Consider the following 24,987-nt stretch of genomic DNA (forward strand, 5'->3'; position numbering starts at 1 on the left):
GTGCGGATTCCCGCACCCCGGCACCCCCGCCCCCGTTTCGGGTGACACGACAACTCTCCTTCCCCACCCGTAGTTTCAGGCCGGTGGACACTGTTGCGAACCCCATCGAAGACCCGGCGGCGCCGCCCGCCATCGGCTACGACCCGTTCGACTTCCGACTGCACGAGGACCCGCACCCGGTCTACGCCTGGATGCGTGAGCACGCTCCGCTGTACCGCAACGAGCAGCGTGACTTCTGGGCGCTCTCCCGGTACGCCGACGTCCTCGCGGCGCTGCGCAACCCGCGGCTCTACTCCAACCGGAACGGCATCTCGCTGGAGCCCGAGCTGTGGGGCCCGCACGCCGTGAAGACCAGCTTCTTCCTCGCCATGGACCCGCCGGAGCACGGCGCCCACCGCAGCCTGATCTCCAGCGCGTTCACCCCCCGGCTGGTCGCGGGCATGGAGCCGCGGATCCGCGAACTCACCCGCGCCCGGCTCGACATGCTGCGTGACCAGCCGCGGTTCGACTTCGCCGCGGACTACGCGGCGGCGCTGCCGAACGACGTCCTCTGCGAGATGCTGGGCATTCCCGAGGACGACTGGGACCTGATCCGTGCCGACACCGACGCGCTCAACGTCCGGGAGGACGGGTCCGACGAACGCGGCCCGACCTCGGTCGCCGCCGCGCTGCGGATGGCCCAGTACTTCGTGGACCTGGTCACCGACCTGCGCCGCCGCCCGGGCAGCGACCTCACCTCCGCGCTGATCAAGGCGCAGTTCGACGGGGCGAAGCTCACCGACTCCGAGATCGTCGGCTTCCTGTTCGTCATGGTCGGCGCCGGCAACGAGTCCACCGGGAAGACGATCGGCAACGCCTGGTTCCACGGCTGGCGCCAGCCCGAGGTCCAGCAGGCCGGTCTGAACGGCCGGGCAGCCGACTGGGCGTCCGAGACCCTGCGGTACGACTCGGCGAGCCAGATGGTCGCCCGCTACCTGACCGCCGACACGGTCCTGCACGGCGTGGAGCTCAAGGCGGGTGCCCGGATCGCCGTCCTGCCGGCCTCGGCCAACCGGGACCGGCGGGTCTTCACCGATCCCGACCGCTTCGACCTCGACCGGGACACCAGCAAGCTGATCAGCTTCGGCCACGGTCCGCACCACTGCCTGGGAGCCTCGCTCGCCCGGCTGGAGATGCGGATCGCGCTCGAGGAGATCGGCGCGCTGGTGTCCTCCTACGAGATCGACATCGACCACGCGCAACGGGTGCACACCCCGCACCAGCGGGGCTTCGCGTCCCTGCCCTGCGAGGTCACGTTCCGTCGGTGACGGAAGGCGCTGGGCCGCCCCGGTCCAGCGCCGCCTCGACGACCGCGGCCAGCACCTCCGGCTGCTCCTGCAGGAAGTAGTGCCGGCCGCCGGGAACCGTGGCGAGCTCGACCCGGCCGCTGAACCGCTCCCAGCCGCGCACGCCGACGGCGGGCCGCGGCGTCAGCGGATCGTCCGAGCCGGCCACGAAGGTGATCGGCGTGGACAGTCCCGGCGTCTCCACCGCGGCCCGGCGGGACCAGCGCCGGGTGAAGTACCCGGCGCCCTGCGTCACGTCGTGCCTGAACGCCCGCATGACGAACGCCAGCGTCTCCTCGTCGACGTCGTTGGCGAAGCCGCCGATCGAGCGCAGGAAGCGCATCTCGGCGAGGTCCGAGCGGGCCCGCCCGTCACCGGTGGCACCGACCGTCCGCACGGACACCTTCAGCAGGCCGCGGCGCGCCAGTGCGGCCAGCACGCGCTGCACCGTCCGTCCCCAGCGACCCGCCTCGTAGAAGGGGTAGGACGCGCCGAGGAAGAGCCGCTCGAGCGGCCGTCCGGCCTCCTCCAACCGCCGGGCCACCTCGACCGCGACGGCGACGCCCGCGCAGTGGCCGTACAGCGAGACCGGCCCCGCGGGCAGGGCGAGCACCGCCTCCGCGCACTCCCCCGCCGTGTCTTCGATCGACCGCAGCTCGGTCGTGCCGCCCGGCTCGTGGCCGGGCAGTACGACCGCGTGCAGCGCGATGTCCGGGGACAGGGCGTCGGCCAGTGCCCGGTAGGCGATGGCACTGCCGCCGCCGAACGGGACGCACACCAGGGTGTGCCCGGCCGCTCGGGGGGCGGTGAGCCGCAGCAGCATGCCCGGCTCCCGGTCGGTGGCGTCCAGCGCCGCGGCCAGCGCACGGATCGTCGGATGGGCGGTGATGTCCGCCACCGTGGCGCCCTCGATCCGGCGGACGGCGCGCACCGCGTCGAAGGAGGTGCCGCCGAGGTCGAAGAAGTGCGCCGAGGCGTCGACCTCCGGGACGCCGAGGACGTCCCGGAAGACCTCGGCCACCGCCTCCTCGCGCGGCGTGGCGAGCGCGACCCGCTCCCGCCGGGCCGACGCCGGCCGCCCCGGGTCGGGCAGCGCGGCGCGGTCCAGCTTCCCGTTGTGGGTCAGCGGCATCGCGGGCAGCACGGTCACGGTGGCCGGCAGCATGTAGCCCGGCAGCCGGTCCCGCAGGTGTGCGCGCAGCTCCTCCGGCACCGGCACGGCCGTTCCGGCCGCCGTCACGTACGCGGCCAGCTGTCGGAGTTCGCCCCTGCTCCGCACCACCACGACCGCCTCGCGGACCGCCGGGTGCTCGACGAGCGCCTGCTCGATCTCACCGAGCTCGATCCGGTAACCGTGGATCTTCACCTGGTGGTCGATCCGGCCGAGGAACTCCAGGCTGCCGTCGGGGAGCCGGCGCACCTTGTCGCCGGTGCGGTACAGCCGGCCGCCCGGACCGGCGAGCGGGTGCGCGACGAAGGTCGCCGCGGTGAGCCCCGGGCGCCCGAGGTAGCCGCGCGCCAGCTGCACCCCGCCGAGGTAGAGCTCGCCGGGCACCATGCGCGGAACCTCCCGCAGCCGGTGGTCCAGCACGTGGGCCCGGGTGTTCGCGATCGGCCCGCCGATCGGCAGGACCCCCTCGGGGCCCGGTGCCCCGCAGTCCCACCAGGTCACGTCGACGGCGGCCTCGGTGGGTCCGTAGAGGTTGTGCAGCCGCACCCCCGGCAAGCTGCGGTGGAACCGCCCGGCCAGCGCGTGCGGCAGAGCCTCGCCGCTGCACATGACCTGGCGCAGCCCGGACAGGCCGGACAGGTCCGGCTCGTCGAGGAACAGTTGCAGCATCGACGGGACGAAGTGGGCGGTGGTGACGCCCTGGTCCGCGATGGTTCGGGCGAGGTACGCGGCGTCCTGGTGGCCTCCGGGCCGGGCGACGACCAGCGTCGCACCCGTGATCAACGGCCAGAACAGCTCCCAGACCGAGACGTCGAAGCCGAACGGGGTCTTCTGCAGCACCCGGTCCGCCGGGGTGAGTTCGAAGGCCTCCTGCATCCACAGCAGTCGGTTGACGACGGCCTCGTGGGTGATCACCACGCCCTTGGGCCGGCCGGTCGAACCCGAGGTGTGGATGACGTACGCCGCGTCGGCCCCACGCGCCCCCGCCGCACGCCACCCCTCGGGCGCCGGCGGGACCAGGTCCGGGGTGAGCACCAGCCGGGCACCGGCCGTCCGGGCCGCCGCCGCGCCGGCCGCCGAGGCCAGCACCACGTCGGCACCGGCGTCGCCCCGGATGAACGCGAGGCGCGCCGCGGGCAGGGACGGATCGAGCGGTAGGTACGCCGCGCCCGAGAGCAGCGTGCCGACCAGGTTCACCACCAGGTCCAGCGAACGCTCGGCGCAGACCCCGACCAGCTGTCCGGGACCGGCACCGGCGGCGGCCAGCGCGGCGGCCACGTCACGGGCCCGGTCGAGCAGCTGCCGGTAGCTGAGCGCGCCCTCGGGCGCGCTCACGGCGACCGCGTCCGGTGTCGCGGCGGCCTGGCGCAGGATCAGCTCCGGCAGCGTCGCACCGGCGTCCGGATAGGCCACCACGGCACCCCGGCTGCTGGGATCGTCCGGGCCGGCGTCCGCCACCTCGGCGACGATCGCACCGATCCGGTCCTGCCCGGTCATCGCGACCAGGGTCGCCCGCAGGGCGCCGAGGATCTCCTCGACGGCCGCGGCCGGGATCCGGTCGCGGTGGTACAGCACCTTCAGCACGGAGTGGGGCTCGGCGGTGACGAAGACGGTCAGCGGCTCGCTGGTCTTCTCGAAGTCCGTCAGCCCGCGGAACGACAGGCGCTGCGCCAGCTCTCCGGACTCGAACTCCACCCGGTAGTTCTCCAGCACCAGCAGGCTGTCGAAGAGCTCCTGCGTCGCCGGCACCCCGGCCCAGGACTTGATCTGCGCGAGCGGGCTGTACTCGTACCGGCGGGTGGTGGAGTGGCGGACCTGGACGGCCCGCAGCCACTCACCGAGGTCACCGTCGGCGGGGACCGCCAGCCGCAGCGGCAGGCTGTTGACGAACGAGCCGACCATCCGGTCGACACCGGGCAGCTCCGGCGGACGTCCGGAGCTGGCGAAGCCGAACTGCACCTCGGTCCCGCCGGTGAACCGCTGCAGCACCAGCGCCCAGGCGGCCTGCAGGACCGTGTTGAAGGTGACCTTGCCGCGCGCGGCCACGCCGCGCAGCGCGGTCCGCAGGTCGGCCGGGAAGCTGGTGACGCACTCCTCCACCCGGGCGCCCCGGCCCCCGCTCCGGTCCGGCAGCAGCGGGCCGAGCGGGTTGACCTCCGCCTCGCCGCCCAGCGCGCCGGCCCAGAAGTCCTCGGCGGCCGCCAGGTCCTGCCGCTGCAGCCAGGCGATGTAGTCACGGTACGGCGCGACCGGGGCCGGCGGCGGGTAGCCGGCGGTCAGGCTGCGGTAGCGGCGCACGATCTCGCCGATGACGATCGGCACCGACCAGCCGTCCGTCGGCAGCATGTGGTGGGTCCACACGAAGGTGTGCCGCCGGTCCTCGTGCCGGACCAGGTGCAGCCGCAGCAGCGGGGCCCGGGCGAGGTCGAACCCGTCCGTCCGCTCCCGGGCCAGCAGCCCGGTCAGCCGCCGCTGCGCCTCCTGCTCCTCGACACCGCTCCAGTCGTGCTCGTGGAGCTCCACCGGCACCTGCCGGTGCACCACTTGGAGGGGCTTGTCCAGCCCCTCCCAGTGGAACGAGCTGCGCAGCACGGTGTGCGCGGCGACCGTGTCCCGCCAGGCCTGGTGCAGGGCCTCGACGTCCAGCTCGCCGTCGACGACGAAACTGTGCTGGGCGACGTAGGTGTCCCCGTCACCGCCGTACAGGCTGTGCAGCAGCATGCCCTGTTGCAGCGGGGACAGCTCGTAGACGTCCTCGACATCCTCCATCACTGCGCCGACCCGTTCCCGAGCCGGTTGAACAGCGCGTCCAGCTGGCCCTGGTCGACCCGGGCGAACGGGAAGTCCGACGGCGCGGGCGCCGCGGCACCGTCGCCCCGGGAGAGGCCGATGAGTGCCCGCACCTCGTCGAGGTGGCGGGCCACCAGGCCGCTCATGGTCGAGTCCTGGTGCCGGAGTCCGCTGTAGGACCAGCCGAGTTCGAGGGTTCCCCCGACGACCGAGGCGCGCACCTCCACCGGGTACGGCCGACGGTTGTCCGGGTGCCGGTCGCCGCCGATCGTCTCGGCCTCGACACCGAAGGCCCCCGACACCGGCGCCGTCACCGGGCCCAGGTAGCCGAAGGAGAGCTCCACCTCCGGGTCCGGCAGCGGATCCGGTCCGGCGCACAGCAGCTCCCAGCCGAGGCCCGCGGCGGGCACGGCGCGCAGCGACTCCTTGACCGAGGCCAGCGTCGTCGCCGGTGCGCCCTGCGGCTCGGAGGCCAGCGCCAGCGGATGGGTCCGGCTGAACCAGCCGACGGTCCGCGCCAGGTCGACGTCGTCGAAGAGCGGCTCCCGGTCGTGCCGCTCCAGGTCCACGAGGTGTCGGGCGGCCCCGCTCCAGCCGGTCAGCACCCGGGCGAGTGCGGCCAGCAGGACCTCCTCGACACCGCAGTCGAGTGCTCCCGGCACGGTGTGCAGCAGTTCGTCGGTCTCCGCCCGGTCGAGCGAGGCCGTCACGGTGCGGGTGGCCGCCTCGGTGTCCTGCTCCGGCGCACCGGCCGGCTCCTGCGGCAGGCGGCCGCCGGCGACGGCGACCAGCCCGGCCCAGTACGCGCGCTGGGCCTCCAGTTCCTCGCCGCCCGCGTACGTCCGGAGCCGGCGGTTCCAGGACTGCCACGAGGTGGTCTTGGGCGGGAACCTGAGCTCCTCGCCGGTGGAGAGCTGGACCATCGCGGTCTCCAGGTCGGCGAGGACGATCCGCAGGGACGGGGCGTCGGCCACCAGGCGGTGCGCCACGACGGCCAGCCGGTCCGGGCGCTGCCCGCCGAGCCGGACGAGCGCGACCCGCAGCAGCGGTCCCACCGCCGGGTCGAGGCCGGCCTGCAGCTGCGCGAGGAGCTCGGGCAGCCGACGGTCCTGCTCCTCCTGGTCGAGCCCGGACAGGTCGTGCACGTCGAAGGGGCTCTGCCCACCGGACGGTGCGATCCGGACCCGGGTCCGGTCGGCGTTCATCAGGAACCGCTGCCGGAGGCCGTCGTTGCGGGTGAGCACCTCCTCGACCGCCCGGCGCAGCAGCGCCGGATCGGCCGGGGCGCCCAGCGCGAGCAGGACCGACGTGTTCCACTGCTGCGGCTCGGCGAGGCCGGCGGCGCAGAAGCGGCGCTGCTGCGCCGCCAGCGGGACCGGGCCGGTCACCTCGCCCTGCTCCGCGTCGACGGTCTGCCCGCCGGCCACGACCTCCGCCAGCGAGGCGACGGTGGGATGGGCGAACAGGTCGTACGGGGTGAGCCGCAGACCGGACTCCTGCGCGCGGGCGACCACCTGGATGGCCAGGATCGAGTCGCCGCCCACCTCGAAGAAGTTGTCCTGGATGCCGATCCGGCCGACGCCCACCACGGACGCCACGATCTCCGCGAGCTTCTCCTGGGTCGCCGACTGCGGCGCCACGTACTCCTCGCCCGAATGGGCCGGCTCGCCGTCGGGCCGCGGCAGGCGGTCCCGGTCGATCTTGCCGTTGGCGTTCAGCGGGAGCGCGTCGAGCTCGATGAACGCGGACGGCACCAGATAGGCGGGCAGCAGCCCCTCCAGGTAGCCGCGCAGTTCGGCCGCGCCCGGACCGGGGGCGGTCCGCGGCACCACGTAGGCCACCAGCCGCCGGTCGCCGGGCACCGGCTCGAAGGCGACCACGACGGCTTCGGCGACGGCCGGGTGGCCGGTGAGCGTGGACTCGATCTCGGTGGGCTCGACCCGGAATCCGCGGATCTTGATCTGGGTGTCCACCCGCGAGATGAACTCGAGGTTCCCGTCGGGGCGGTGGCGCACCAGGTCACCGGTGCGGTACAGCCGCTCCCCCGACCGGGTCGGGTCGGCGATGAAGCGCGCCGCGGTGAGGGCCGCCCGGCCCAGGTAGCCGCGGGCCAGGCTGACGCCGCCGATGTAGAGCTCGCCGGTGCCGCCCCGGGGTACCGGCCGGAGCCGGCGGTCGAGCACCCGCAGGTCGGCGGAGGGCAGCGCGGTGCCGATCGGGAGGTTCGGCCAGTCCTGCACCGGGTCCGCCGGGTCGAGGTGGAAGAAGGTCGAGCTGACCGTGGTCTCGGTCAGGCCGTAGACGTGCATCAGCGGGACGCCGGTGCGCCGCCACAGGGCGATCCGCTCGGGCAGCACCCGCTCCCCTCCGATGATCACCAGGCGGAGGCAGCTCGGCAGCTCCTGGTCGAGCCGGTCCAGCTCCCTGGCCCAGGCGTGCCAGTACGCGGTGGGCAGCTCCATCACCGTCACCCGCTCGCGCTCCGTCAGCGCGACGAGGTCGTCCTCCCCGCTGATCAGGTGCCGGGTCGGGATCACCACCGCCCCGCCGGCGACCCAGATCGGGAAGAGCTCCTCGACGAGGACGTCGAAGCTCGGGGAGGCGAACTGCAGGAACCGGTCCCCCGCCCCCAGCCCGAGGCGGTCGACGATGTCACGGGCGAAGACCGCCAGCGAGCGGTGCTCGATCATGGCGCCCTTGGGGCGGCCGGTGGAACCCGAGGTGTAGACGACGTAGGCGAGGCTGTCGGGGGCCGGCGGTTCGAGCGGGTCGTGGTCGGTGTCGCCGGCGAACGGCGCCGGCCCGTCCAGCAGTACGGCGTGCAGGGACGCGGCGGAGTCGATGCCCGACAGGGCGCCCGCCGGCCGCTCCTCGGTGACGACGATCTCCGCACCGGAGTCCTCGAGCATGAGCGCCAGTCGTTCCGACGGATAGCCGGGGTCCATCGGGACGTAGCAGCCGCCCGCCTTGAGCACGCCCAGGATCGCCACGGCCAGCCGCGGCGATCGGTCCACCAGCACGCCGACGGGGGTGTCCCGGCCGACCCCGAGGCCGCGCAGGTGGTGAGCCAGCCGGTTGGCCTGCCGGTTGAGCTCGGCGTAGCTGGTGGCCAGGCCGTCGCAGACGACCGCGGGGGCGTGCGGAGTCAGGGCGGCCCGCCGCTGGAAGAGCTCGACGAAGCCGGCCTGCACGGCCCCGGCCGACGCCCGGTCCGGCCCGGCCGAGCCGTCCGCCACGGAACCCGGCGCCTCGGCGGACGGGGCCGCGGACGCCAGCTCCACCGCCCACACCGGGGTGTCGGGGGCGGTCACGACCTGCTGCAGCACCTCGGTGAACTGCTCGGCGAGCAGCGCCACGGTCGAGGCGTCGAACAACTCGTTCATGTAGTGCCACTGCAGGAGCAGCCGGTCGCCGACCGGGAGGACGTTGAGGCTGAGGTCGACGGAGGTCTGGGCGGGCGCCATCGGCCGCTGCACGACGCGCACGCCGGGCAGTTCCATCGTGGCCTCGGGCACCGAGAGCACGTTGATCCACATCGGGCTGAGCGAGGTCTGCGCCGACTCGCGCCCGATCCCCAGCTCCTCGATCAACAGGTCGTACGGGAGGTCCTGGTGGTCGAGGGCGGTGCTCAGGGTCTCCCGCGCCCGGCGGACCACCTCCCGCAGGGACTGGTCGTCCGACATCCGCATTCGGAGCGGGAGCGGGTTGGCGAAGCAGCCGATCAGCCGTTCGGTCTCCACCCTGGTGCGTCCGGACACCAGGGAGCCGATCACCAGGTCGTCCTGGCCCAGGTAGCGGCTGAGCAGCACGGAGCAGGCGGCCAGCAGGACCGTGAAGAGCGACGCGTGCTCCTGCTCGCAGAAGCGGCGCACCCGGGCGGCGAGTTCCGGCGGGAGCTCGGCCAGGTGGACGTCACCGGTGTAGGCCGGCCGAGCCGGGTACGGCCGGTCGACCGGCAGCGACCAGCCGGTGGGCATGCCCGCCAGGGTCTCCCGCCAGTGCCCCACCTCGGCGGCCAGCCGGTCGGCGTCGAGCCGTTCGCGCTGCCACTCGGCGAAGTCGCCGAACTGGATCTCCGGCCGGGGGAGGCCGTCACCCCGCCCGGAGTGCCGCAGTCCGTACAGGGTCGCGAACTCCTGCACGATGATCGTCAACGACCAGGCGTCCGAGGCGGCGTGGTCGGTCGCGAACACCAACTCGTGGACGTCCGCGGCCAGGCGCAGCACGGTGACCCGCAGCCGCAGCGGGTCGGCCGGGTCGAAGGGCTGCAGCGCCGCGTCCGTGTGGTGCCGGCGCACTTCCCGGTCCTGCTGCTCCGGTGACAGCCCGCTCAGGTCCACCACCGGGAGCGGAACGGCACCGAGCGGATGGACGACCTGGACCGGGGCCCGGCCGTCGCCCATCTCCACGGTGGAGCGCAGCACCTCGTGCCGGTCCAGGAGCTCACCGAGCACCCGGCCCAGCAGGTCCAGGTCGAGCGCCCCCTCGAGGCGCAGCGCGCCGGTGATGTTGTTGGCCGACCGGAAGCGCCCGATCGCCCACTCCCGCTGCTGCGCGACGCCGAGAGGGGTCGGCCGGGAGCGGTCCCGCGGCCGGATCCGCTGGTAGGCGGCCGACTCGCCGTCCGGTACGAGTTCGGCGAGTCGGGCTTCCAGCAGCGCGCGCCGCTCCGGCGGCAGTGCGGCGATGCGGTGTTGCAGGTCGGTCATGTCGGCACTCCTGTACGAGCGTTGTCACACGGCAGCGGTCGGAACGTGCGCCGACGCCTGCCGTCCTGTCACGAGGTCGGGGGACGGTGGCCGCGACAGGCCCGCGTCCATGGGCGGGGAAACGCGCTCAGGCCAGGTCGCGGCCGATGGCCTCGATCACCGCCTGCTCGGCGTCGGCGTCGAAGAAGTGCCCGCCCGGGTACACGTCGAGGTCGAAGCGCCCGGTCGTCTCGGTGCTCCACCCCTGCATGCGTTCGGGAGAGGCCTCGTCGTCGTCGGCGCCGGCGAAGCCGTGGATCGGCGTGTCCAACGGCGTCGCCGAGCGGTACCGGTGACTGCTGACCACGGTCAGGTCGGCGCGCAGGGTGGGCAGCAGGGCGGCGAGCAGGCTCGGTTCGGCGAGCACAGCGTCCGGGGTCCCGCCCATCTCCCGGACGTAGCCCTCCAGACCGTCGCTGCGCCCCTCCCAGCGGGCGGAGCCGTCGTCCCCGCCGGGTGCGCCGCTGGCACCCAGGAACAGCGCCCGGGGGGCCGGCAGCCCGCGCTCGCGCAGGGCCAGCGCGAGGGCCCACGCCACTCGCGCGCCCATGCTGGCGCCGTAGCAGGCGAACGGACGTCCCAGCAGCGGCTCGACCACGTCGACGAGGTCGTCGATCAGCGGCTCCATCCGGTCGTACGGGGTCTCCCGGAACCGGTCCGCCCGCCCCGGCAGCTGCACCGCGACCGGCTCCACGTACCAGGGCAGCCGGGCCGCCCAGTGCCGGAACATCCCCGCGTTGCCGCCGGCGTGGGGGAAGCAGAGCAGTTGGACCCCGGCGGCCGGCCGGCTCCGGCCGAAGCGCTTCAGCCACCGGCGTTCCCGCTCCGCCGCCGCGGTCACCGTGCCCATCCGACTCCCCGCCTCCCCCGGCTGCGATCCCCCGGTCATTCGGCGGCGGAGAGCGCCCGGTAGGACTCCGCCAGCGCGCGAGCCGCCGACTGCACGGTCTCCAACGGCCGGGCCAGCGAGAGCCGGATGAACCGCAGGCCCTCCTCGGGCGCGGCCCAGTGGAACGGCGAGCAGGGCAGCACGTGCACCCCGCGCACCAGCAGGTCCTTGTAGAGCAGGGCGGAGTCCGGACCGTCCACGGGGAGGCCGATCCGCGCCACACTGATCTCCGAGGTCGGGTCGGCGAGCTCCAGCCCGACCTCCGCGATGGTTTCCCGCAGGACCTCGCGGTTGCGCTCGACCAGGGCGCGGGCGCGCTCGTAGCCGCCCTCGATCCAGTCGCCGGCCAGCGCCTCGACCAGCTGCAGCACCACGGGGGAAGCCGCGAGCAGGGACTCCGAGAACGCCCGCTCGATCGGCAGGGTGGTGCGCTCGCTGTAGGCCAGGAACCCGATCTTGAGCTCGTGGGTCGGCCAGAGCTTCCCGGTGTCCTCGATCGTGATCCAGTCCGCGCCCGCCGCGTCCAGCACCGCGTAGGTGTCGTACTGGGCTGCCCGGACCTGGCCCCGGAAGCTGGCGTCGAGGATCACCAACTGGCCGTTCCGGGCGGCGTGTTCGCCGAGCGAGCGCAGATGCTCCTCCGGCGTGACCAGCCCGGTCGGGTTGTTCGGATGGGTCAGGACGATCGCGCTGACCGGTGCACCCGGCCAGTTCCGCGCCAGCAGGTCCTCCTCGGACAGCGGCTGCAACTCCAGCCCGCGGGTGACGAAGAGGTCCGCGATGTTGTCGAAGGTCGGGTGCAGCAGGGCGATCGTGGCGCCGGCGGGCAGCGCCCGGGCGACGATGTCGGTCGCCAGCGTGGAGGAGTAGCAGCTCAGGATCCGCCCGGTGCCCACCGGGGCGCTGTGCTGCCCGATCGCCTTGAAGAACGCGGTGTGCGCGGCCAGTTCGATACTCGGGAAGGGGCGGCTCTCCGCGGTCCCGAACATCTCGGGGAGCCGGGCGACGATCTCCTTCTGCTCCTCCGAGAGGCTCAGGCGGGCGTGCCCGTCGGTCAGGTTGAGCCCGCCGTCGACGTCGGTCAACGCGTCGACTTCCATGATGGTCAGGTTGGCAACATCGGTCATACGTCCACCCCGTTCTCGCCACACCGGCGGCATCGATTCGGATCCGGCAAAGCTGATCGCCGAGGACGCTACGCCGTTCACGGACCGGTCCGACTGTCCCCTCTAATGGGGACCACCCTTGGCAGTTGAGGACCGTCGGATGGCCCATATGCTCCCGAGGAGGTCAGCAGACCACGCGGCCTGACGTCTCTTCAGGAGGGAGCATGCGATGCAGCGGCTGACACTGACGTCGCAGGACAACCAGGCGATAGCCCCGATCCTCGACCGGCTCGCCCAGTCCTACGACACCATCGAGAACCCGGAACTCATCCGCCGGGCACCGGTCCTCGCCCGGGACCTGCCGACGCCCCTGCTGGAGTTCCTCGAGGACTACCGCCTCCGTGAGCCCTCGGCGCTCTGCGTGGTCTCCGGCCTGGACGTGGACGAGGCGGAACTGGGGCCCACCCCCGAGCACTGGCGCGAGAGCCAGTGGAACTCCCCGGCCTTCCGGCAGGAGATCTTCTTCCTGCTGTGCGCGGCCCGGCTCGGCGACGTCTTCGGCTGGGCCACCCAGCAGGACGGCCGGATCATGCACGACGTCCTGCCGATCAAGGGGCACGAGCACTACGAGCTGGGCTCCAACAGCCTCCAGCACCTGTCCTGGCACACCGAGGACGCGTTCCACCCCTGCCGGGGCGACTACGTGTCACTGATGTGCCTCAAGAATCCGGACTCGGTCGAGACCGTGGTGTGCGACGGCGGTGACCTCGACTGGTCCGCACTGGACGTCGAGGCACTGCTGGAAGCCGAGTTCACGCAGATGCCGGACAACTCCCACCTGCCCGAGAACGCCTCGGAGTCGTCCGGCGACCCCGTCGTCGACCGGCTGCGCCGACGGAGCTTCGCGCTGATCCAGTCCTGGAACGAGGATCCGGTGAAGGCGCCGGTGCTCTACGGCGACCGGAACTCCCCGTACATGGCCCTCGATCCGTACCACATGAAGACCGAGGGCTGGTCGGAGCGCTCGCTCCGGGCCTTCCAGGGGCTGTGCGAGCAGATCGAGGCCGGCATGCAGAGCGTCGCCCTGCAGCCGGGGGACATCGTCTTCATCGACAACTTCCGTGCCGTACACGGGCGCAAGTCGTTCCGCGCCCGCTACGACGGATCCGATCGGTGGCTCAAGCGGCTGAACATCACCCGCAATCTGCGCGGCTCACGGGCCTGGCGGCCGAGCGCCGACAACCGCGTCATCTACTGACGACGCGTTCCGCCCCGGCTTCACCGGCCGACCGCGCGGAGCCGACCGGCGAAGTCGTCGATCGCCGACCGGTCGATGTTGCTGACGCTGATCCGCAGGGTGTTCCGGTCCTCGGGCTGGAAGGCCGTGCCGGGCAGGAGGAGCATGTCCTGCTCGACCACCAGGCGCCGGACCACCTCGTCGGTCGAGCAGCCGTCGAACGGGTGCCGGAGCCAGCCGAAGAAGCCCCCGCTGGCCACCAGCTCGAAGCCGCCGGGCCGGTCCGCCAGCGCCGTCCGCAGCCAGGCGCGCTGCCGCGCGATGTCCTGCGCGCGCTCGCGTCGCCAGGCCCGCGCCTGCGTCAGCCCGATCCAGGCCGCCTCCTGGCCGACCCTCGGCGCGCAGACGGCCACGCAGTCGAGCAGCTTGCACACCTCCCGGTTGAACTCCGCTGAGGCGACCACCGCGCCCACCCGGTACCCGGGGATGGCGAACTCCTTGGAGAAGGAGTGCAGGCTGATGACCGTCCGGCCCCACTCGGGATCGGCGAAGAGCCCGTGGGCGGCTTCGTCGGTGTCCCGGAAGGAGCGGTACGTCTCGTCCAGGATCAGCGCGATGCCGTGCCGCCGCGCCAGCGCCGCGAACTCGGCGATGCCTTCGGGAGCGACCGTCGCCCCGGTCGGATTGCCCGGGGTGACCAGGACGATCGCCCGGGTCCGCGGGGTGATGAGGGGCTCGGCCGCGGCCGCCCGGGGCACCAGGTCCGCGCCGGGCTCCAGGTACACCGGCCGGATCCCGTTCAACCGCAGCCACATGTCGTGGTTGAAGTAGTAGGGCAGCGGCACCACGACCTCGTCACCGGCCCCGGCCAGGGCCGAGACGACCAGGCTGAACGCCTGGTTGCAGCCGGCGGTCACGACGACGTTCTCGGGCCGGACCGCGCCGCCGTAGGCCAGGCTCAGATCCTCGGCCATCGCCTCACGCAGCTTCGGCAGCCCGGGCACGTCCGTGTAGTCGCCGCCGTGGGCGCTGCGCACCACCTCGGCCAGGTGCTCGCGCACCACCGGCGCCGGCGGGTACTGCGGTGCGGCCTGCCCCAGGTCCAGCAGCGTCCGGTCGGAGCTGTGCGTGTCCAGCAACGCGTAGGCGGAACTGATGGGGGAGTCGACGGTGTCGACGGTGGTGCTCCTGATGCGCACGACGGGCTCTCCTTCGCTCGAGATCGGCCGGGTTCAGCGTCCCAGCCGCGAAGGGTTCCTGAGCCGTCCCCGTTTCGGGTGACACCGCAATCGGCCGGGGCCGCGGCGGCCGAGTGGGAAACGGGGCGCGGGGGGCGCGCCGCACCGTCACGTCCGTAAATCCTTGACAAAGAAATAGGCGAGACCGAAATCGCGCCGGCGATGGATTCCCACCCACATGCAGTAAGGTGTCCCCGAAGTAGAACACTCCAGACAAACAGGGCATTCGATGCCACAGCGGCCCATTCATCCGGCGGCTATTGACAAACCATTCCGCCACCCACCGCCGCCCACCCGCCCTTCTGGCGATGCGTAGTCGTTTATATACGATGCAAATGCGCCGGAGTCGGCACGGCGGCCCGGGCCGCCACGACACCACCGCCCGGCCTGGCCCTCCATGACCTGCACGGACCCCCGCCAAGTCCCCTGAAGCCGGGACCTCTCGATGTCCAGGCGGACTGCTAGCCTGGCCGACATCCATTGCAGAACCGAGACCCCCAGGGCCCGCAGCCACCCTGCCGCCACTGAATTCGACTCGGCACTGCGATTGCAGGAACGACAGAAGAGCCAAGACAGGTAAACCAACCTCCGGGAGTGGAATCCAATTTCGGAGAGTTGGCGCATTTAGGGGGGCAGAATGATTCGTGCCGACATTCTCGTCAAGTCGCCAATATACCTGATCGGACTGGTGAAGACGCTCAATGACGCCGGAATACGGGTCATTTCTGCGAGGACGTCGCACGATGACGAATCATGGTGGTTCGCCGACGCGGTACTGATCGACGTCGACGCGCTGAGCCCGGAGGACTGTCTCGCCCGCATCACCGACATGGCCAAGTCGACGGCCGTCCTGGTGCTGGACAACGGGACGGCGGCCGACGGCGCCCACTTCCTCAGCGCCGGCGCGGCGGGAGTGGTCAACAAGCACGAGTCCGGCGAACGGATCGTCAACGCGGTGCACGCGGTGGCCAATGCCTGCAATCCGGCCCCGCAGGCCAGAACCGCCGCGCCCGCCACCGAGGCGACCGAACCGCGTTCCTCCTGCGACCTCTCCGAACGGGAACAACAGGTACTGCGCCAGATCGCCCTGGGCCTGACGCACGGACAGATCGCGACCCGACTCGGCATCAGCTCCCACACCGTCGACACCTACGTCAAACGCATCCGCACCAAGCTGGGCGTCGGCAACAAGGCGGAACTCACGCGCGCCGCGCTGCTGGGCCGGCTGACCGAGGACAGGGCCGCGGAGCAGGACCTGCGGAAGCAGAAGCTGGCCGCCTGACCCGGGCGGCACGCCACCCGGCGGCTGTCGCCGCCTCCGCGCACCCGACCGCTGCGACAGCCGAGGAACCCCCATGCCCCGTACCCCACCCACCCGCGCCGGAGGGCCCCGATGAGCGACGTCGCCGCGACCTTCCTCCGGATCGCCGCCGAGCACCCGGACACGATCGCCGTGATCGCCGGGACCACGAGCTGGACCTACCGCGAACTGGCCGACCGGGCGACCGCGCTGGGCCGGCGGCTCGCCGAGCTGACCCCGCCCGGCTCACTCGTCGCGGTCGAGGCCACCAGCCCGCCGGCCGGAATCCTCGCCCTGCTCGCCGGGGGGATCTCCGGACGCGCCCTGCTGCCGCTCGACCTCGGCTACCCGCCGCCCCGGCGCGAGCTGGTGCTGCGCGACGCGCGTCCGGCACTGACCCTGCGGGAGGACGAGGCCTTCGGCCTGACACCGGCCGCACCGGCACCACTGCCCCCGGGGCAGCACCCCCGCACCGGCCTCGACCCGGTGGCCTACGTGATGTACACGTCGGGGTCGACCGGGACCCCCAAGGGCGTGGCCGTCTCCCACCGGGCCCTCGCCGACCGCCTCACCGGGCTGGCCACCGCCCCCGGCCTGGCCGCAGGCGAATCGATGCTGGCGCTGACGGCCCTCTCCTTCGACATCTCACTGGCCGAACTGCTGCTTCCGCTCCAGGTGGGCGCCACCGTGATCGCGGCCCCCGCCCGGGCCCGGACCGAACCGGACCTCTTCGCCGAACTGCTGCACCTGCACTCCCCCGACGTCGTGCAGGCGACGCCGAGCTTCTGGCGGCTGGTGACGGCCGCCGGCTGGAAGGGCCTGCCGGACGGACGCCTCTGGTGCGGCGGCGAGGCCCTGAGCCGGCCACTGGCCGCCCGGCTGCTCCCGCTCGCCGGTGAGCTGTGGAACGTGTACGGGCCGACCGAGGCCACCATCTGGGCCACGGCGCAGCGGATCACCGACCCGTCGGCACCGATCGGCATCGGCGCCCCCTTGCCCGGAACCGGCGTGCACCTGGCCCCCTTCCCCGACAGCACCGAGGGCGAGATCCTGCTCCACGGCGACGGGCTCGCCGAGGGCTACCTCGACCGGCCCGACCTCACGGCCGCCCGCTTCGTCGACCACCCGCTCCCCCACGGCATCCACCGCTGCTACCGGACCGGCGACCGGGCCCGCCGACTCCCCGACGGCACGCTGGAGTTCCTGGGCCGCATCGACCAGCAGGTGAAGATCCGCGGCCACCGGGTCGAACTCGGCGACATCGAGGCCGGCTTCGAGTCGCACCCCGCCGTACGCGAGGCGCTGGCCGTGGTCCTGCCCGCTGACGACGCAACCGGCCGCCCCGTCGAACTCGCCCTCTTCGCCGTCCTGGCCCGCCACCACGCGGCCACCCCGCGCGACCTCCGCGCCTGGGCCGCCGACCGCCTGCCCCGAGCACTCCTGCCGACGCACGTGACGATCGTCCCCGTACTGCCGCGCACACCCGCCGGCAAAACCGACCGGGCCGCCCTGACGCACCAGGCGGACCGCGGCGAGTGACCTCCCGAGGAAACACAAGAACCCCAGGCCGGGTTTCCGACCTGGGGTTCCGTACTGAGCCGCCTGCGGGATTCGAACCCGCGACCTACGCATTACGAGCCCGAGAGTGATCATGATGGCTGGTGCCAGCATCGATCACTTCGTGATGAAACAGCAGGTCAGGACGCTGCACCGTGATCCACGATCCCATCCGAACTGGCATGTGCTGCCCCGTCCGCTCACGCATCGCTCACGCAAATCAGCCTTGGCCGAGGTCCCCGAACAGGGGGCTGTGGGGCCAATGCGGCTTCGGCAGTCCCAGCTCCTGCAGGTAGCCGATCCGCGCGTTTATGGCAGCAGAGAAGTGCCTCCAGTCCAAGCTGGCGACCGGCTCGTTCGGCTTCGGGTCGGTCGCGGACGAGGTGACATAGCAGACCGCGTCGTAGAGTTGTTCGGCCATCAACCGCTGGCAGAAGATGCCGAAGCGCTCCTGGTAGGACTTGCCGTGCCAGATGTCCTCCACCGGTAGAGCCCCCGCAGCCGGCTTCACGGGCCGCCTCGACCCGTCCTCGTCCTGCATGATGAAGAAGTAACCGAGCCAGGGCTTCTCTCCGGGGTAGAGGTCTGCCAGCGCTGCCCTTCGAAGGTCGACGGCACTGCCGAGGGCTTCCTCTACCCGGTTGTTGTAGTTGTTGCCGAAGGACGGCCCGCCCAGGGCCTTCATCTCGAAGGCGGCCACCAGCGTGTTCTCGTAGGCGACGACGACGTCCCACTGCTTCTGGGGCCTGTAGTAGCCGGGGAGCTCCAGACGCTGGGACTTGGTGACCCGGATGCTCTCAGGCGGATAGCCCGCTTCGAGGAAGAACTTCGCCAGGAGGGCCGCAATGGAATCGAAGTGCTTGCCGCCTCTGACGGAACCCGCAGTGCCGGCGCCGACCGCGGCCTTGATCGCCGACTGTTCGTTCTGGGCCTGTTTGACACCCCAGTACGCCGCGACGGCGTCCTCGAAGTCCTGGCGGCTGACCGTCAAGATCGGTTCCTCCTAATCGGGAAGCTCGGTGAGCCCGTAGACACGCAGTGCTGCCTCGGTGGCCGCCTTCACGTCCCGCTTGTCGAAGGCGTCTGCCAGGGCAGCACGGTCCTCCTCGGCGAGGGCCGCCGGGTCTGGCACACGGATCTTGCGGAGGTACTGCGCCTGGAAGCGAAGCGTCCCCCCACGCATCTTGACCGCGTATGCCTCCACGAACGCCTCGGCCACCTTGGAGAGGAGCAGGCCACCGAGCACGCGCATGTCCCAGACGTCCGAGACGATGAAGTACAGGTTGTGGTGAGGGTACAACTTCCCCTCATCGAGCACCGGATGGATCGTCAGTTTCATGTCCGGGAAGAGGAGCTTCGACCGACTCGTCAGTCTGTGGTCGACCTTGTCGATGGTCTTGTACCAACGGTCGGGCTGCTTGACGGCCACATACCGCTTCCGCAGAGCGCCGCTGTGTTGGCGGAAGTAGGCAGCGAGCTTCGGATAGGCAGCGAGATCGACGAGTTCGCCCTGGGCGTTCCACGGATTGACCAGGCGGGAGCCGCTCCAATTGATAAGGCCGCTGGTCGTGTCTCGGACCATGGCCAAGGGCAGGAGCCGGTCCGGCTCGACCAGTTCGGGATCATCAGTGATGAAGACCTTGTCAGCGCCGGTCGCGATACCGATGCCGACGCGCGTCCCAGTGGTCATATCCTCCAGCAGCCCAAACCGGTCGTTGAGGTCTTCGAGCACGGCGAGCCTGGCAGGTGAGGCCGCCGGCCAGGAATCCTCCCCAGGGAACCAGTGCGGTAGCGGGGCCGCCTGAAACGCGGCCGTGGCGATCGGCTCCCGATCCTTGGCCTCGTACCAGGCGAGGAAATCGCGGGCCTCTGGCTCCCCGAACGTGCGGGTCGTGTCAGCGGCAACTGCGCCGCCCTGCGCCTGGCGGGAAATGATCGTGATAGCGGGGTACGCCGAGACCTGCTCCTGGAAGGCGTCAACATCGTGCATCGCCAGCGCCAGGTCCATGCTGAACTGCCTGGTCACCAGATGGCGGAGCTTACGGCCGTACTGGTTCCTCATCCAGCGGTCTGCGCAGATGAAACCGAGCCGACCTCCTGGTCGCAGGCTGCGGAGTGCCACCTCGTAGAAGCCGATGTAGATATCGGCCCGGCCTCCCATCGTGGAGCAGACGCTGCGGTAGGCGTCCATCCGGTCGTCGGGGACGTCCTCCAGCCTGATGTAGGGGGGATTGCCGACGACGAAATCCGCACGGTGCTCGGCGTCGGCCTGGAGAAGGTAGTCGCCCTGCTTCACCCAGTGCGAGGCAACATTCCGAGCGTCACTCCGGTCCCAGCCGTCGTCGTGGAGCCGTTGCTCGACGACTCCACGGCTCTCGGCCACATTGCGCCCGAGCAGGTCGAACGCCTGGACGGCGTCCACCGCGTCGGTGATCGGACGACCGTGGGCTCGACACGAGGCACTGATCCGTGAAGCGATCACGCCGAGGAACGCTCCCGTACCACAAGCGGGCTCGACGACCTTCAGCTGCGCGAGGTCTTTGTCCGGCGCGTAACCGAGCAGATCGAGGATGAGCTCGACGACCCAACGGCGGGTGAAGACCTCGCCATGCTCGACGGCTTCTGCGGGAACCTCAGGCAGGGCCTGCTTGTCGATGTCGAAGAGCGCGAGAGTTGCCACGGCTCGACCCTACAGCGGGCACTTCGGCGACCGCCCCAAGCTTGACCACGATCAATTGACAGTGTGTTCTGGAGGTACCACTCTCTGTATCCGAGAGTTGGGCAGGCTGGGGCCTCCTTCGGGTCGTTGCGGTACCTATGCCTGCCCAAGGGCGACGGTCCCCCTCTTGGGTCGGGCGTCCGGGAGAGGCACTCCCGGAGAGCATTCATGCAGAGAGTAACGGGCAGGCCGGACCTGCTTGTCAGATCTCCGCAGCGGCAGCCAGCGTGGTCTCGCAGGCAGCCATCACGCTGGCCAGTGCCTGCTTGCTCGTGATCCATTCCGTGTCACCGGCGGAGACCGAGCGCCGAACGGCTTCGAAGGCAGTCACGTCGAGTGCAACAGGCTTCGCCAGGTGTGCCCGCATGTACTGCTTGAAGAGCGCGGGCAGCTGGTCCGGCCGGGTTCCGGTCTTGGCCCGCAGGGAGAAGACCGGTAGGAACCACTCTTCGAATCCGTCCTTGATCACCTGGGTGGTGCGGTACGCCTCGTGCAGCGGCTGCAGGCTTGCCGTGTGGTCGTAGGGCAGGTGACCGTGCAGGGCGTACTGAAGCCGAGTGCCGCCGTGTTCGCGGAAGTGCTGGCCATGGGCGGCTATGTGGTTGGCCGCGTTCTCGGTGATGGTCATGACGGCCGTGTCCGCTCCGTGCCGGCGCGCTGCGGCGATGACAGTGGCGTGGATACCGACGCGCGGGTCGAGGACTAGGCCGTTGAGGCCAAGGGGCGAGAGGTCGATGCCGTGGTCACGAGTTCGGGAGAGGATCAACCGCTCAGCGACGTTGGCGGCGCTGTGCTGGAGGTGCTTGGGCTGCTGGCGACGGCTGGCGTGGATGTCCGAGCGGTCAAGGACGGGGCGGTCCTTCGCGAGTTCGGCCACGAGGTGGCGGCCCGTGCGGTCCTCGGTGTCGGTGCTGCCACAGGCGTTGCAGGGGTGGATGCCGGTGCCGGTCATGTGACCGCAGGCCCGGCAGGTGGGGACGGTCTCGCGGCTGATGGTGAGGGTGCCGGCGCGGAGGTTGTTCTCGATCATCGCCAGCGCGAGGGTGGCGACCTCCGCGTCGGTGTCGGTCAGGATGCCACCCACCGGGGACTGGCCGGACGTGTACTTGGCGGCAATCAGGTCGGCCTCGAACCGCTGGCGGGGGATCGTCGGCCCCTCGGCCTGGCGGTGGCGGAGGTCTCCGGCGAGGGTGACGGTGTTCCACAGGTGGGGTGCGGGCGGTAACCCGAGGATGGCGTTGAGGGCGGCGGCGAGTCGGATGCCGACGGCCTTGCCAGAGCGGGTGGCGAAGGTGAAGGGTCCGTTCTGGACGGGCCCGTTGAGGAACAGGTGCCGCACGGGATCCTCCTAGATCGGCGGGGTGGTGGTTCCTGTCCGGGTGAACCGGCCGTCGTGCAGCTCGTAGTGGAGGATCGCGGCGTTGGGCATCTTGCCCTTCCGCTCCTCGGCGAGGATCTCGGTCAAGGTGCAGGATTCGAGCAGGGATCGAAGGGCCACCGCAGCGGTCTGGTGAGTGAAGGCGACAACGGTGGGCGATTCCTGGAGTTCGGCCTGGGCGAGGGCGGCGAACTCGGTGGCCCGCTTGAGCACGCCCTCGGCGAGCGATTCGCCGCCGCCCGGTGCGGTCCAGATGTGCTTGCGCAGGCGGCGGTCCTCGGCGAGTGCGGGGTAGCTGTCGTAGAGCTCGCGCTTGGTCATGTAGGTGGCGTCGCCGTAGTGCTGCTCGTCCAGGAGCGCGGTCTGCTGAGGCCACCCGTCAGGGAGGTCGGGCAGGGCGATCGCGGCGGTGTCGATCGCCCTGCGGTAGGTCGAGGTGTAGACGTGCAGTTCGGGGCCGACGAGCTCCGGCAGGACGCCGGCCAGCCACTGGGCCTGCCGGAAGCCGCGCGGGGTCAGGCCGACGATGGTGCGGGAGATGGCATGGGCGGCGGCTCCGCTGTAGGGGCGGGGGTCCTGGTAGAAGCCGTTGTACTTGTCGGCGTTCTCGACGGACTCGGCGTGTCGGATGACAAGCAGGGGCAAGACGAGGCTCCTATCCGGCGAGGTTGGCGACGTAGGAGCCGCTGACGGTCCAGGGGGTGAGTTCGATGCCGAAGCCGCTGTGTTCGCCGTCCTGGGTGTGGACGAGCTTGCCGGACAGGTGCACGGTGTCGCCGGACCTGAAGGCGCCGGTGTAGGCGCCGAGGTACGAGCGCATGTGGGTGATCCGGCGAGAGAAGGAGTCGGCCTCGTCGATGGTCGAGCTGAGGATGGTCTTGACCTTGATCCCGTAGACGGCCGGGGTGGTGAGGCCCTCGGCGTGGTCGGTGATCTTGGCGAGGAGCGAGATCTCGCCGATCTCCTTGGAGGAGATCCGGGCGAAGGTCTTATCGCGGTCGGAGCGGATGGGTTCGCAGTTGATGTGCGCGCCGGCGTTGGCGGTGAGTCCTTGGAGCTTGCGGCGTTCCTGCTTGATGAGGGCGTCGAATGAGCTGCCCTCCATGTACTTGGCCCGGCGGATGTACAGCCGGGTGAGGTCGCCTCCGTCGTACGGCCGGATCAGGTCGGTCTGCTGGAAGAGCTCCTGTGCAGCCTGGTAACCCTCGGGGCCGTAGCAGACGAGGTCGATGTCGGAGCGCTCGTTGAAGCAGCCGACGAGGAAGGAGCCGGTGACGCCGATCAGGCCCTGGGCGTCGTTCGCGGTGATCCACTCGGTGATCGCCAGGAGGTCCTTGCCTGCCGGGTTGTCGGCGACCGCGCCGGGGGCCTCGTGGATGGCGGCAAGGGCCTGGCGGCAGGAGTAGTGGACGGCCACGTCCTCGCGCGGGATGCCGGTGATGACGCAGCCGAGGGTGTCGGAGTAGACGTAGCACTCCGGCCTGCCGGCGAGGATGCCGAAGGACTTCGACACGACGCTGTTCTGCCGGTAGGTCCGGTCGAAGAGCCGACGGTCGCCCTTCTCGTCAGGGTGGTACTTGACGTAGCCGAGGTAGTGGCTGCCGGGGTGGCTGTCGCCGATGACCTTGAAGACGACGCCGTGGTGGTCCATCAGGTAGTCGCGGTCGCGAACGGCGGGAACCGGCCTACCGGTGTTCAGCGGTGAACCGTTCCAGAGTGGGGAAGGTGCCGGTGTCGATCGTGTTGGACGACTCATACTGATCAAGTCCCATCGTGAAGAGGGTGCGCCGGTACTGCCACTTGATGTGCTTGTCGTGCCGCGTGGGGTCGCTGGGCCGCATGAGGGCGAGGAAGAAGAAGCACTTGACGAGCAGGAAGTCGCCCAGGTGTTCGCTCACCCTTTGCCCGATCAGGGACGCAGTGGTCTCGTCGAGCGCTGCGGTGTAGGCGGCGCGCTGTTCCGGGGTGACCGTGTAGCCCTTGCCACCGCCCTTGAAGGCGACGATGTCGAGCGCGGGGTAGACGTCGTAGCCGAGCGGGATCGGCCCGTGGTGCTGCCAGTCGATGACGCCGGCCTGAAGGACGTTGGGCAGGCCGTAGTCCAGGTGCCCGTGCACCATCGGAAGCCGAGCCAACCGGTCGAGGGCGTGCTTGACCGCCTCGTGGACGCGCGGGGTGTCGAAGTCCGGATTCTCCTCGAAGACCTCGGCCGCGAAGGCCGCCTTCTCGAACCACGGCGTGGCGGGGAGGGGGTGCCTCGCCTGGGCCTGCAGGAGCTTCGACGCGACGGCAGCCGCCGTGCTGATCACCTGGTAGCTGACCTGACCGTCCCGCCCGGCGTCGGCCAGCGCCTCCTCGTGCAGCGAGCTGTCGCCGATGGCGCGCTCGACGACGAAGTAGGTCTCGTTCTCTGAGCCGCTGTCGACGATCTCCGGCACCGGGTAACCAAGGCCGGCGGCCAGCTGCTGGAACTCGGTCTCAACCCGCAGATCCTCACCGCCGGTCCGCTTGTAGAGCAGGCCGTCGGCGGACCTCCACACCGCGCCCTGCGTGGCCGTTCTGTCCTTCACGAACTCCCAGTCACTCATCCATCCATCCTTCCGTAGAGCAGAGTTCGGGTGGAGCACGGCTGCTCCGCGCGATTCGGACGGGGTGGGGCTGGCCGCTCCCGGGGGAAAGAGCGACCGGCCCCCGTCACCGCCCGGCCGGTGCGCCTGGACCAGCACGGGCGGAGTCGGTAGGCGCGCGGCGAGCGGTGCTGCGAGAACCATCTGTACGCGTGGGCGCGTGGCCAGGTGGGCGCGTGGGGACGGGGCCTGGGACGGTCGGTGCGGACGAGGCTCGCGATGAGTGCCGCCCGGCGGGCCGAGCGGGGGTGCTCGGGTACCGCGACAGCGGGCACCGCCAGTTCGGCCCAGACCTTCTTGCCATGGGTCGTCGGTTCCGCGCCCCAGGTCTCCGACAGGCCATCGATCAGCAGCATGCCTCGACCGGTGGTCAGTTCGTCGTTGCCGAAGTTCGCCGCGCCGGTGGGCATCCGGCGCGACGGGTCGTAGACCTCGATCACCACCCGGTCGCCGTCCGGAGAGAGGTAGATGCCGGCCAGCAGTCTTCCTGGCGCGTGGATGACCGCGTTGGCGAGCAGCTCGTCGGCGACCAGCGCGATGTCTCCCAACGAAGTCGGGTCGATCCCCCACGAGCGGGCGACTCGGACGACTGCGTCCCGGGCCGGCGGGACGTGGTCGCGCCTGGTGCCGATGAACGAGATACGTCGGGCGTGCGTGAAGGCGATCACTGGTCACCGTCGCGGGCTTGGACTGCGTCGACAACGCTGTTGCACGGCCAGGGGCCGCAGCCGTCGCTACACCGGCTGTCCTCGAACTGGTGGCGGTCGAGGACCTCTCGGGCGTGGGTGCTGGCGGTGGCGAGGCGCGCGCGACGCTCAGCGGCGCGATCTGAGGGGCTTGCGGTTGTGTTCAACGCCCGGCCCTCTTCCGAAGCGAGAGGAACAGCCACCGTGTCCGCGTCC

At 71.1% G+C, this 24,987-nt stretch carries 16 protein-coding genes; 4 read left to right on the forward strand and 12 right to left on the reverse strand.

The genetic code is table 11. The annotated features are described in order from the left end of the window. Positions 1-83: 83 nt before the first annotated feature. Positions 84-1,307: a cytochrome P450 gene (locus ACFWIS_RS20000; RefSeq protein ID WP_380451416.1), complete on the forward strand. Its 1,224-nt coding sequence runs from the start codon at positions 84-86 to the stop codon at positions 1,305-1,307. On the opposite strand, the gene ACFWIS_RS20005 is transcribed toward ACFWIS_RS20000, so the two are convergent. The 4 genes from ACFWIS_RS20005 to ACFWIS_RS20020 form a co-directional block, all read right to left on the reverse strand. Then, complete coding sequence (locus ACFWIS_RS20005) at positions 1,291-5,265, reverse strand: amino acid adenylation domain-containing protein (protein WP_380451414.1); 3,975 nt, start codon at positions 5,263-5,265, stop codon at positions 1,291-1,293. The genes ACFWIS_RS20000 and ACFWIS_RS20005 overlap by 17 nt on opposite strands. Beyond that, positions 5,265-9,995: an amino acid adenylation domain-containing protein gene (locus ACFWIS_RS20010; RefSeq protein ID WP_380451412.1), complete on the reverse strand. Its 4,731-nt coding sequence runs from the start codon at positions 9,993-9,995 to the stop codon at positions 5,265-5,267. The genes ACFWIS_RS20005 and ACFWIS_RS20010 overlap by 1 nt, the downstream gene beginning before the upstream one ends. A gap of 127 nt (positions 9,996-10,122) precedes the next feature. Continuing rightward, complete coding sequence (locus tag ACFWIS_RS20015) at positions 10,123-10,884, reverse strand: thioesterase II family protein (RefSeq protein ID WP_380451410.1); 762 nt, start codon at positions 10,882-10,884, stop codon at positions 10,123-10,125. Positions 10,885-10,919: 35 nt separating this feature from the next. Continuing rightward, complete coding sequence (locus tag ACFWIS_RS20020) at positions 10,920-12,050, reverse strand: aminotransferase class I/II-fold pyridoxal phosphate-dependent enzyme (protein ID WP_380451408.1); 1,131 nt, start codon at positions 12,048-12,050, stop codon at positions 10,920-10,922. A 208-nt stretch (positions 12,051-12,258) separates the two neighbouring features. Here ACFWIS_RS20020 and vioC point away from each other — a divergent pair, with 208 nt between their 5' ends. Further along, the gene (gene vioC, locus ACFWIS_RS20025) at positions 12,259-13,287 is read left to right on the forward strand and encodes an arginine beta-hydroxylase, Fe(II)/alpha-ketoglutarate-dependent (RefSeq protein WP_380451406.1); all 1,029 of its coding nucleotides are present in this window, start codon (positions 12,259-12,261) and stop codon (positions 13,285-13,287) included. Positions 13,288-13,307: 20 nt separating this feature from the next. On the opposite strand, the gene ACFWIS_RS20030 is transcribed toward vioC, so the two are convergent. Then, the gene (locus ACFWIS_RS20030) at positions 13,308-14,465 is read right to left on the reverse strand and encodes an aminotransferase (protein WP_380451404.1); all 1,158 of its coding nucleotides are present in this window, start codon (positions 14,463-14,465) and stop codon (positions 13,308-13,310) included. Positions 14,466-15,141: 676 nt separating this feature from the next. Between ACFWIS_RS20030 and ACFWIS_RS20035 the strand changes: the two genes are divergently transcribed. Together ACFWIS_RS20035 and ACFWIS_RS20040 are read left to right on the forward strand one after the other, a co-directional pair. After that, positions 15,142-15,786 carry a DNA-binding response regulator gene (locus tag ACFWIS_RS20035; RefSeq protein ID WP_380451402.1) on the forward strand — a complete coding sequence of 215 codons (645 nt, stop codon included), beginning with the start codon at positions 15,142-15,144 and terminating at the stop codon, positions 15,784-15,786. Between the two features lie 111 nt (positions 15,787-15,897). Continuing rightward, positions 15,898-17,343, forward strand: coding sequence for an amino acid adenylation domain-containing protein (locus tag ACFWIS_RS20040; RefSeq protein WP_380451400.1), 1,446 nt, complete (start codon positions 15,898-15,900; stop codon positions 17,341-17,343). Between the two features lie 238 nt (positions 17,344-17,581). On the opposite strand, the gene ACFWIS_RS20045 is transcribed toward ACFWIS_RS20040, so the two are convergent. From ACFWIS_RS20045 to ACFWIS_RS20075, 7 genes are all read right to left on the reverse strand, one after another. Continuing rightward, positions 17,582-18,352 carry a PaeR7I family type II restriction endonuclease gene (locus ACFWIS_RS20045; RefSeq protein ID WP_363604132.1) on the reverse strand — a complete coding sequence of 257 codons (771 nt, stop codon included), beginning with the start codon at positions 18,350-18,352 and terminating at the stop codon, positions 17,582-17,584. A 12-nt stretch (positions 18,353-18,364) separates the two neighbouring features. After that, positions 18,365-20,041: an Eco57I restriction-modification methylase domain-containing protein gene (locus tag ACFWIS_RS20050; protein ID WP_380451398.1), complete on the reverse strand. Its 1,677-nt coding sequence runs from the start codon at positions 20,039-20,041 to the stop codon at positions 18,365-18,367. A 241-nt stretch (positions 20,042-20,282) separates the two neighbouring features. After that, positions 20,283-21,419, reverse strand: coding sequence for a hypothetical protein (locus ACFWIS_RS20055; RefSeq protein ID WP_380451396.1), 1,137 nt, complete (start codon positions 21,417-21,419; stop codon positions 20,283-20,285). Between the two features lie 9 nt (positions 21,420-21,428). Then, positions 21,429-22,103 (reverse strand): histidine phosphatase family protein, encoded by a 675-nt coding sequence (locus ACFWIS_RS20060; protein ID WP_380451394.1) that lies wholly within the window; start codon positions 22,101-22,103, stop codon positions 21,429-21,431. 10 nt (positions 22,104-22,113) lie between these two features. Then, entirely contained in the window at positions 22,114-23,109 is a 996-nt protein-coding gene (locus ACFWIS_RS20065) for a hypothetical protein (RefSeq protein WP_380451392.1), read from the reverse strand. A 34-nt stretch (positions 23,110-23,143) separates the two neighbouring features. Beyond that, a complete protein-coding gene (locus ACFWIS_RS20070) occupies positions 23,144-24,046 on the reverse strand; it encodes a phosphotransferase (RefSeq protein ID WP_380451390.1) in 903 nt (300 codons plus the stop codon). Further along, entirely contained in the window at positions 24,043-24,753 is a 711-nt protein-coding gene (locus tag ACFWIS_RS20075) for an ATP-binding protein (RefSeq protein WP_380451388.1), read from the reverse strand. Before ACFWIS_RS20075 ends, ACFWIS_RS20070 begins: the two co-directional genes overlap by 4 nt. Positions 24,754-24,987 lie beyond the last annotated feature (234 nt).

The organism is Kitasatospora sp. NPDC127060 (genome assembly GCF_042724935.1).
Lineage (GTDB): Bacteria > Actinomycetota > Actinomycetes > Streptomycetales > Streptomycetaceae > Kitasatospora.

What these genes read in the sequence shown, in the direction of transcription:
- ACFWIS_RS20005 (WP_380451414.1), bottom strand. Translation starts at nt 5,265, where the DNA reads ATGGAGGATGTCGAGGACGTCTACGAGCTGTCCCCGCTGCAACAGGGC.
- ACFWIS_RS20010 (WP_380451412.1), bottom strand. Translation starts at nt 9,995, where the DNA reads ATGACCGACCTGCAACACCGCATCGCCGCACTGCCGCCGGAGCGGCGC.
- ACFWIS_RS20015 (WP_380451410.1), bottom strand. Translation starts at nt 10,884, where the DNA reads ATGGGCACGGTGACCGCGGCGGCGGAGCGGGAACGCCGGTGGCTGAAG.
- ACFWIS_RS20020 (WP_380451408.1), bottom strand. Translation starts at nt 12,050, where the DNA reads ATGACCGATGTTGCCAACCTGACCATCATGGAAGTCGACGCGTTGACC.
- vioC (WP_380451406.1), top strand. Translation starts at nt 12,259, where the DNA reads ATGCAGCGGCTGACACTGACGTCGCAGGACAACCAGGCGATAGCCCCG.
- ACFWIS_RS20035 (WP_380451402.1), top strand. Translation starts at nt 15,142, where the DNA reads ATGATTCGTGCCGACATTCTCGTCAAGTCGCCAATATACCTGATCGGA.
- ACFWIS_RS20040 (WP_380451400.1), top strand. Translation starts at nt 15,898, where the DNA reads ATGAGCGACGTCGCCGCGACCTTCCTCCGGATCGCCGCCGAGCACCCG.
- ACFWIS_RS20065 (WP_380451392.1), bottom strand. Translation starts at nt 23,109, where the DNA reads ATGGACCACCACGGCGTCGTCTTCAAGGTCATCGGCGACAGCCACCCC.
- ACFWIS_RS20070 (WP_380451390.1), bottom strand. Translation starts at nt 24,046, where the DNA reads ATGAGTGACTGGGAGTTCGTGAAGGACAGAACGGCCACGCAGGGCGCG.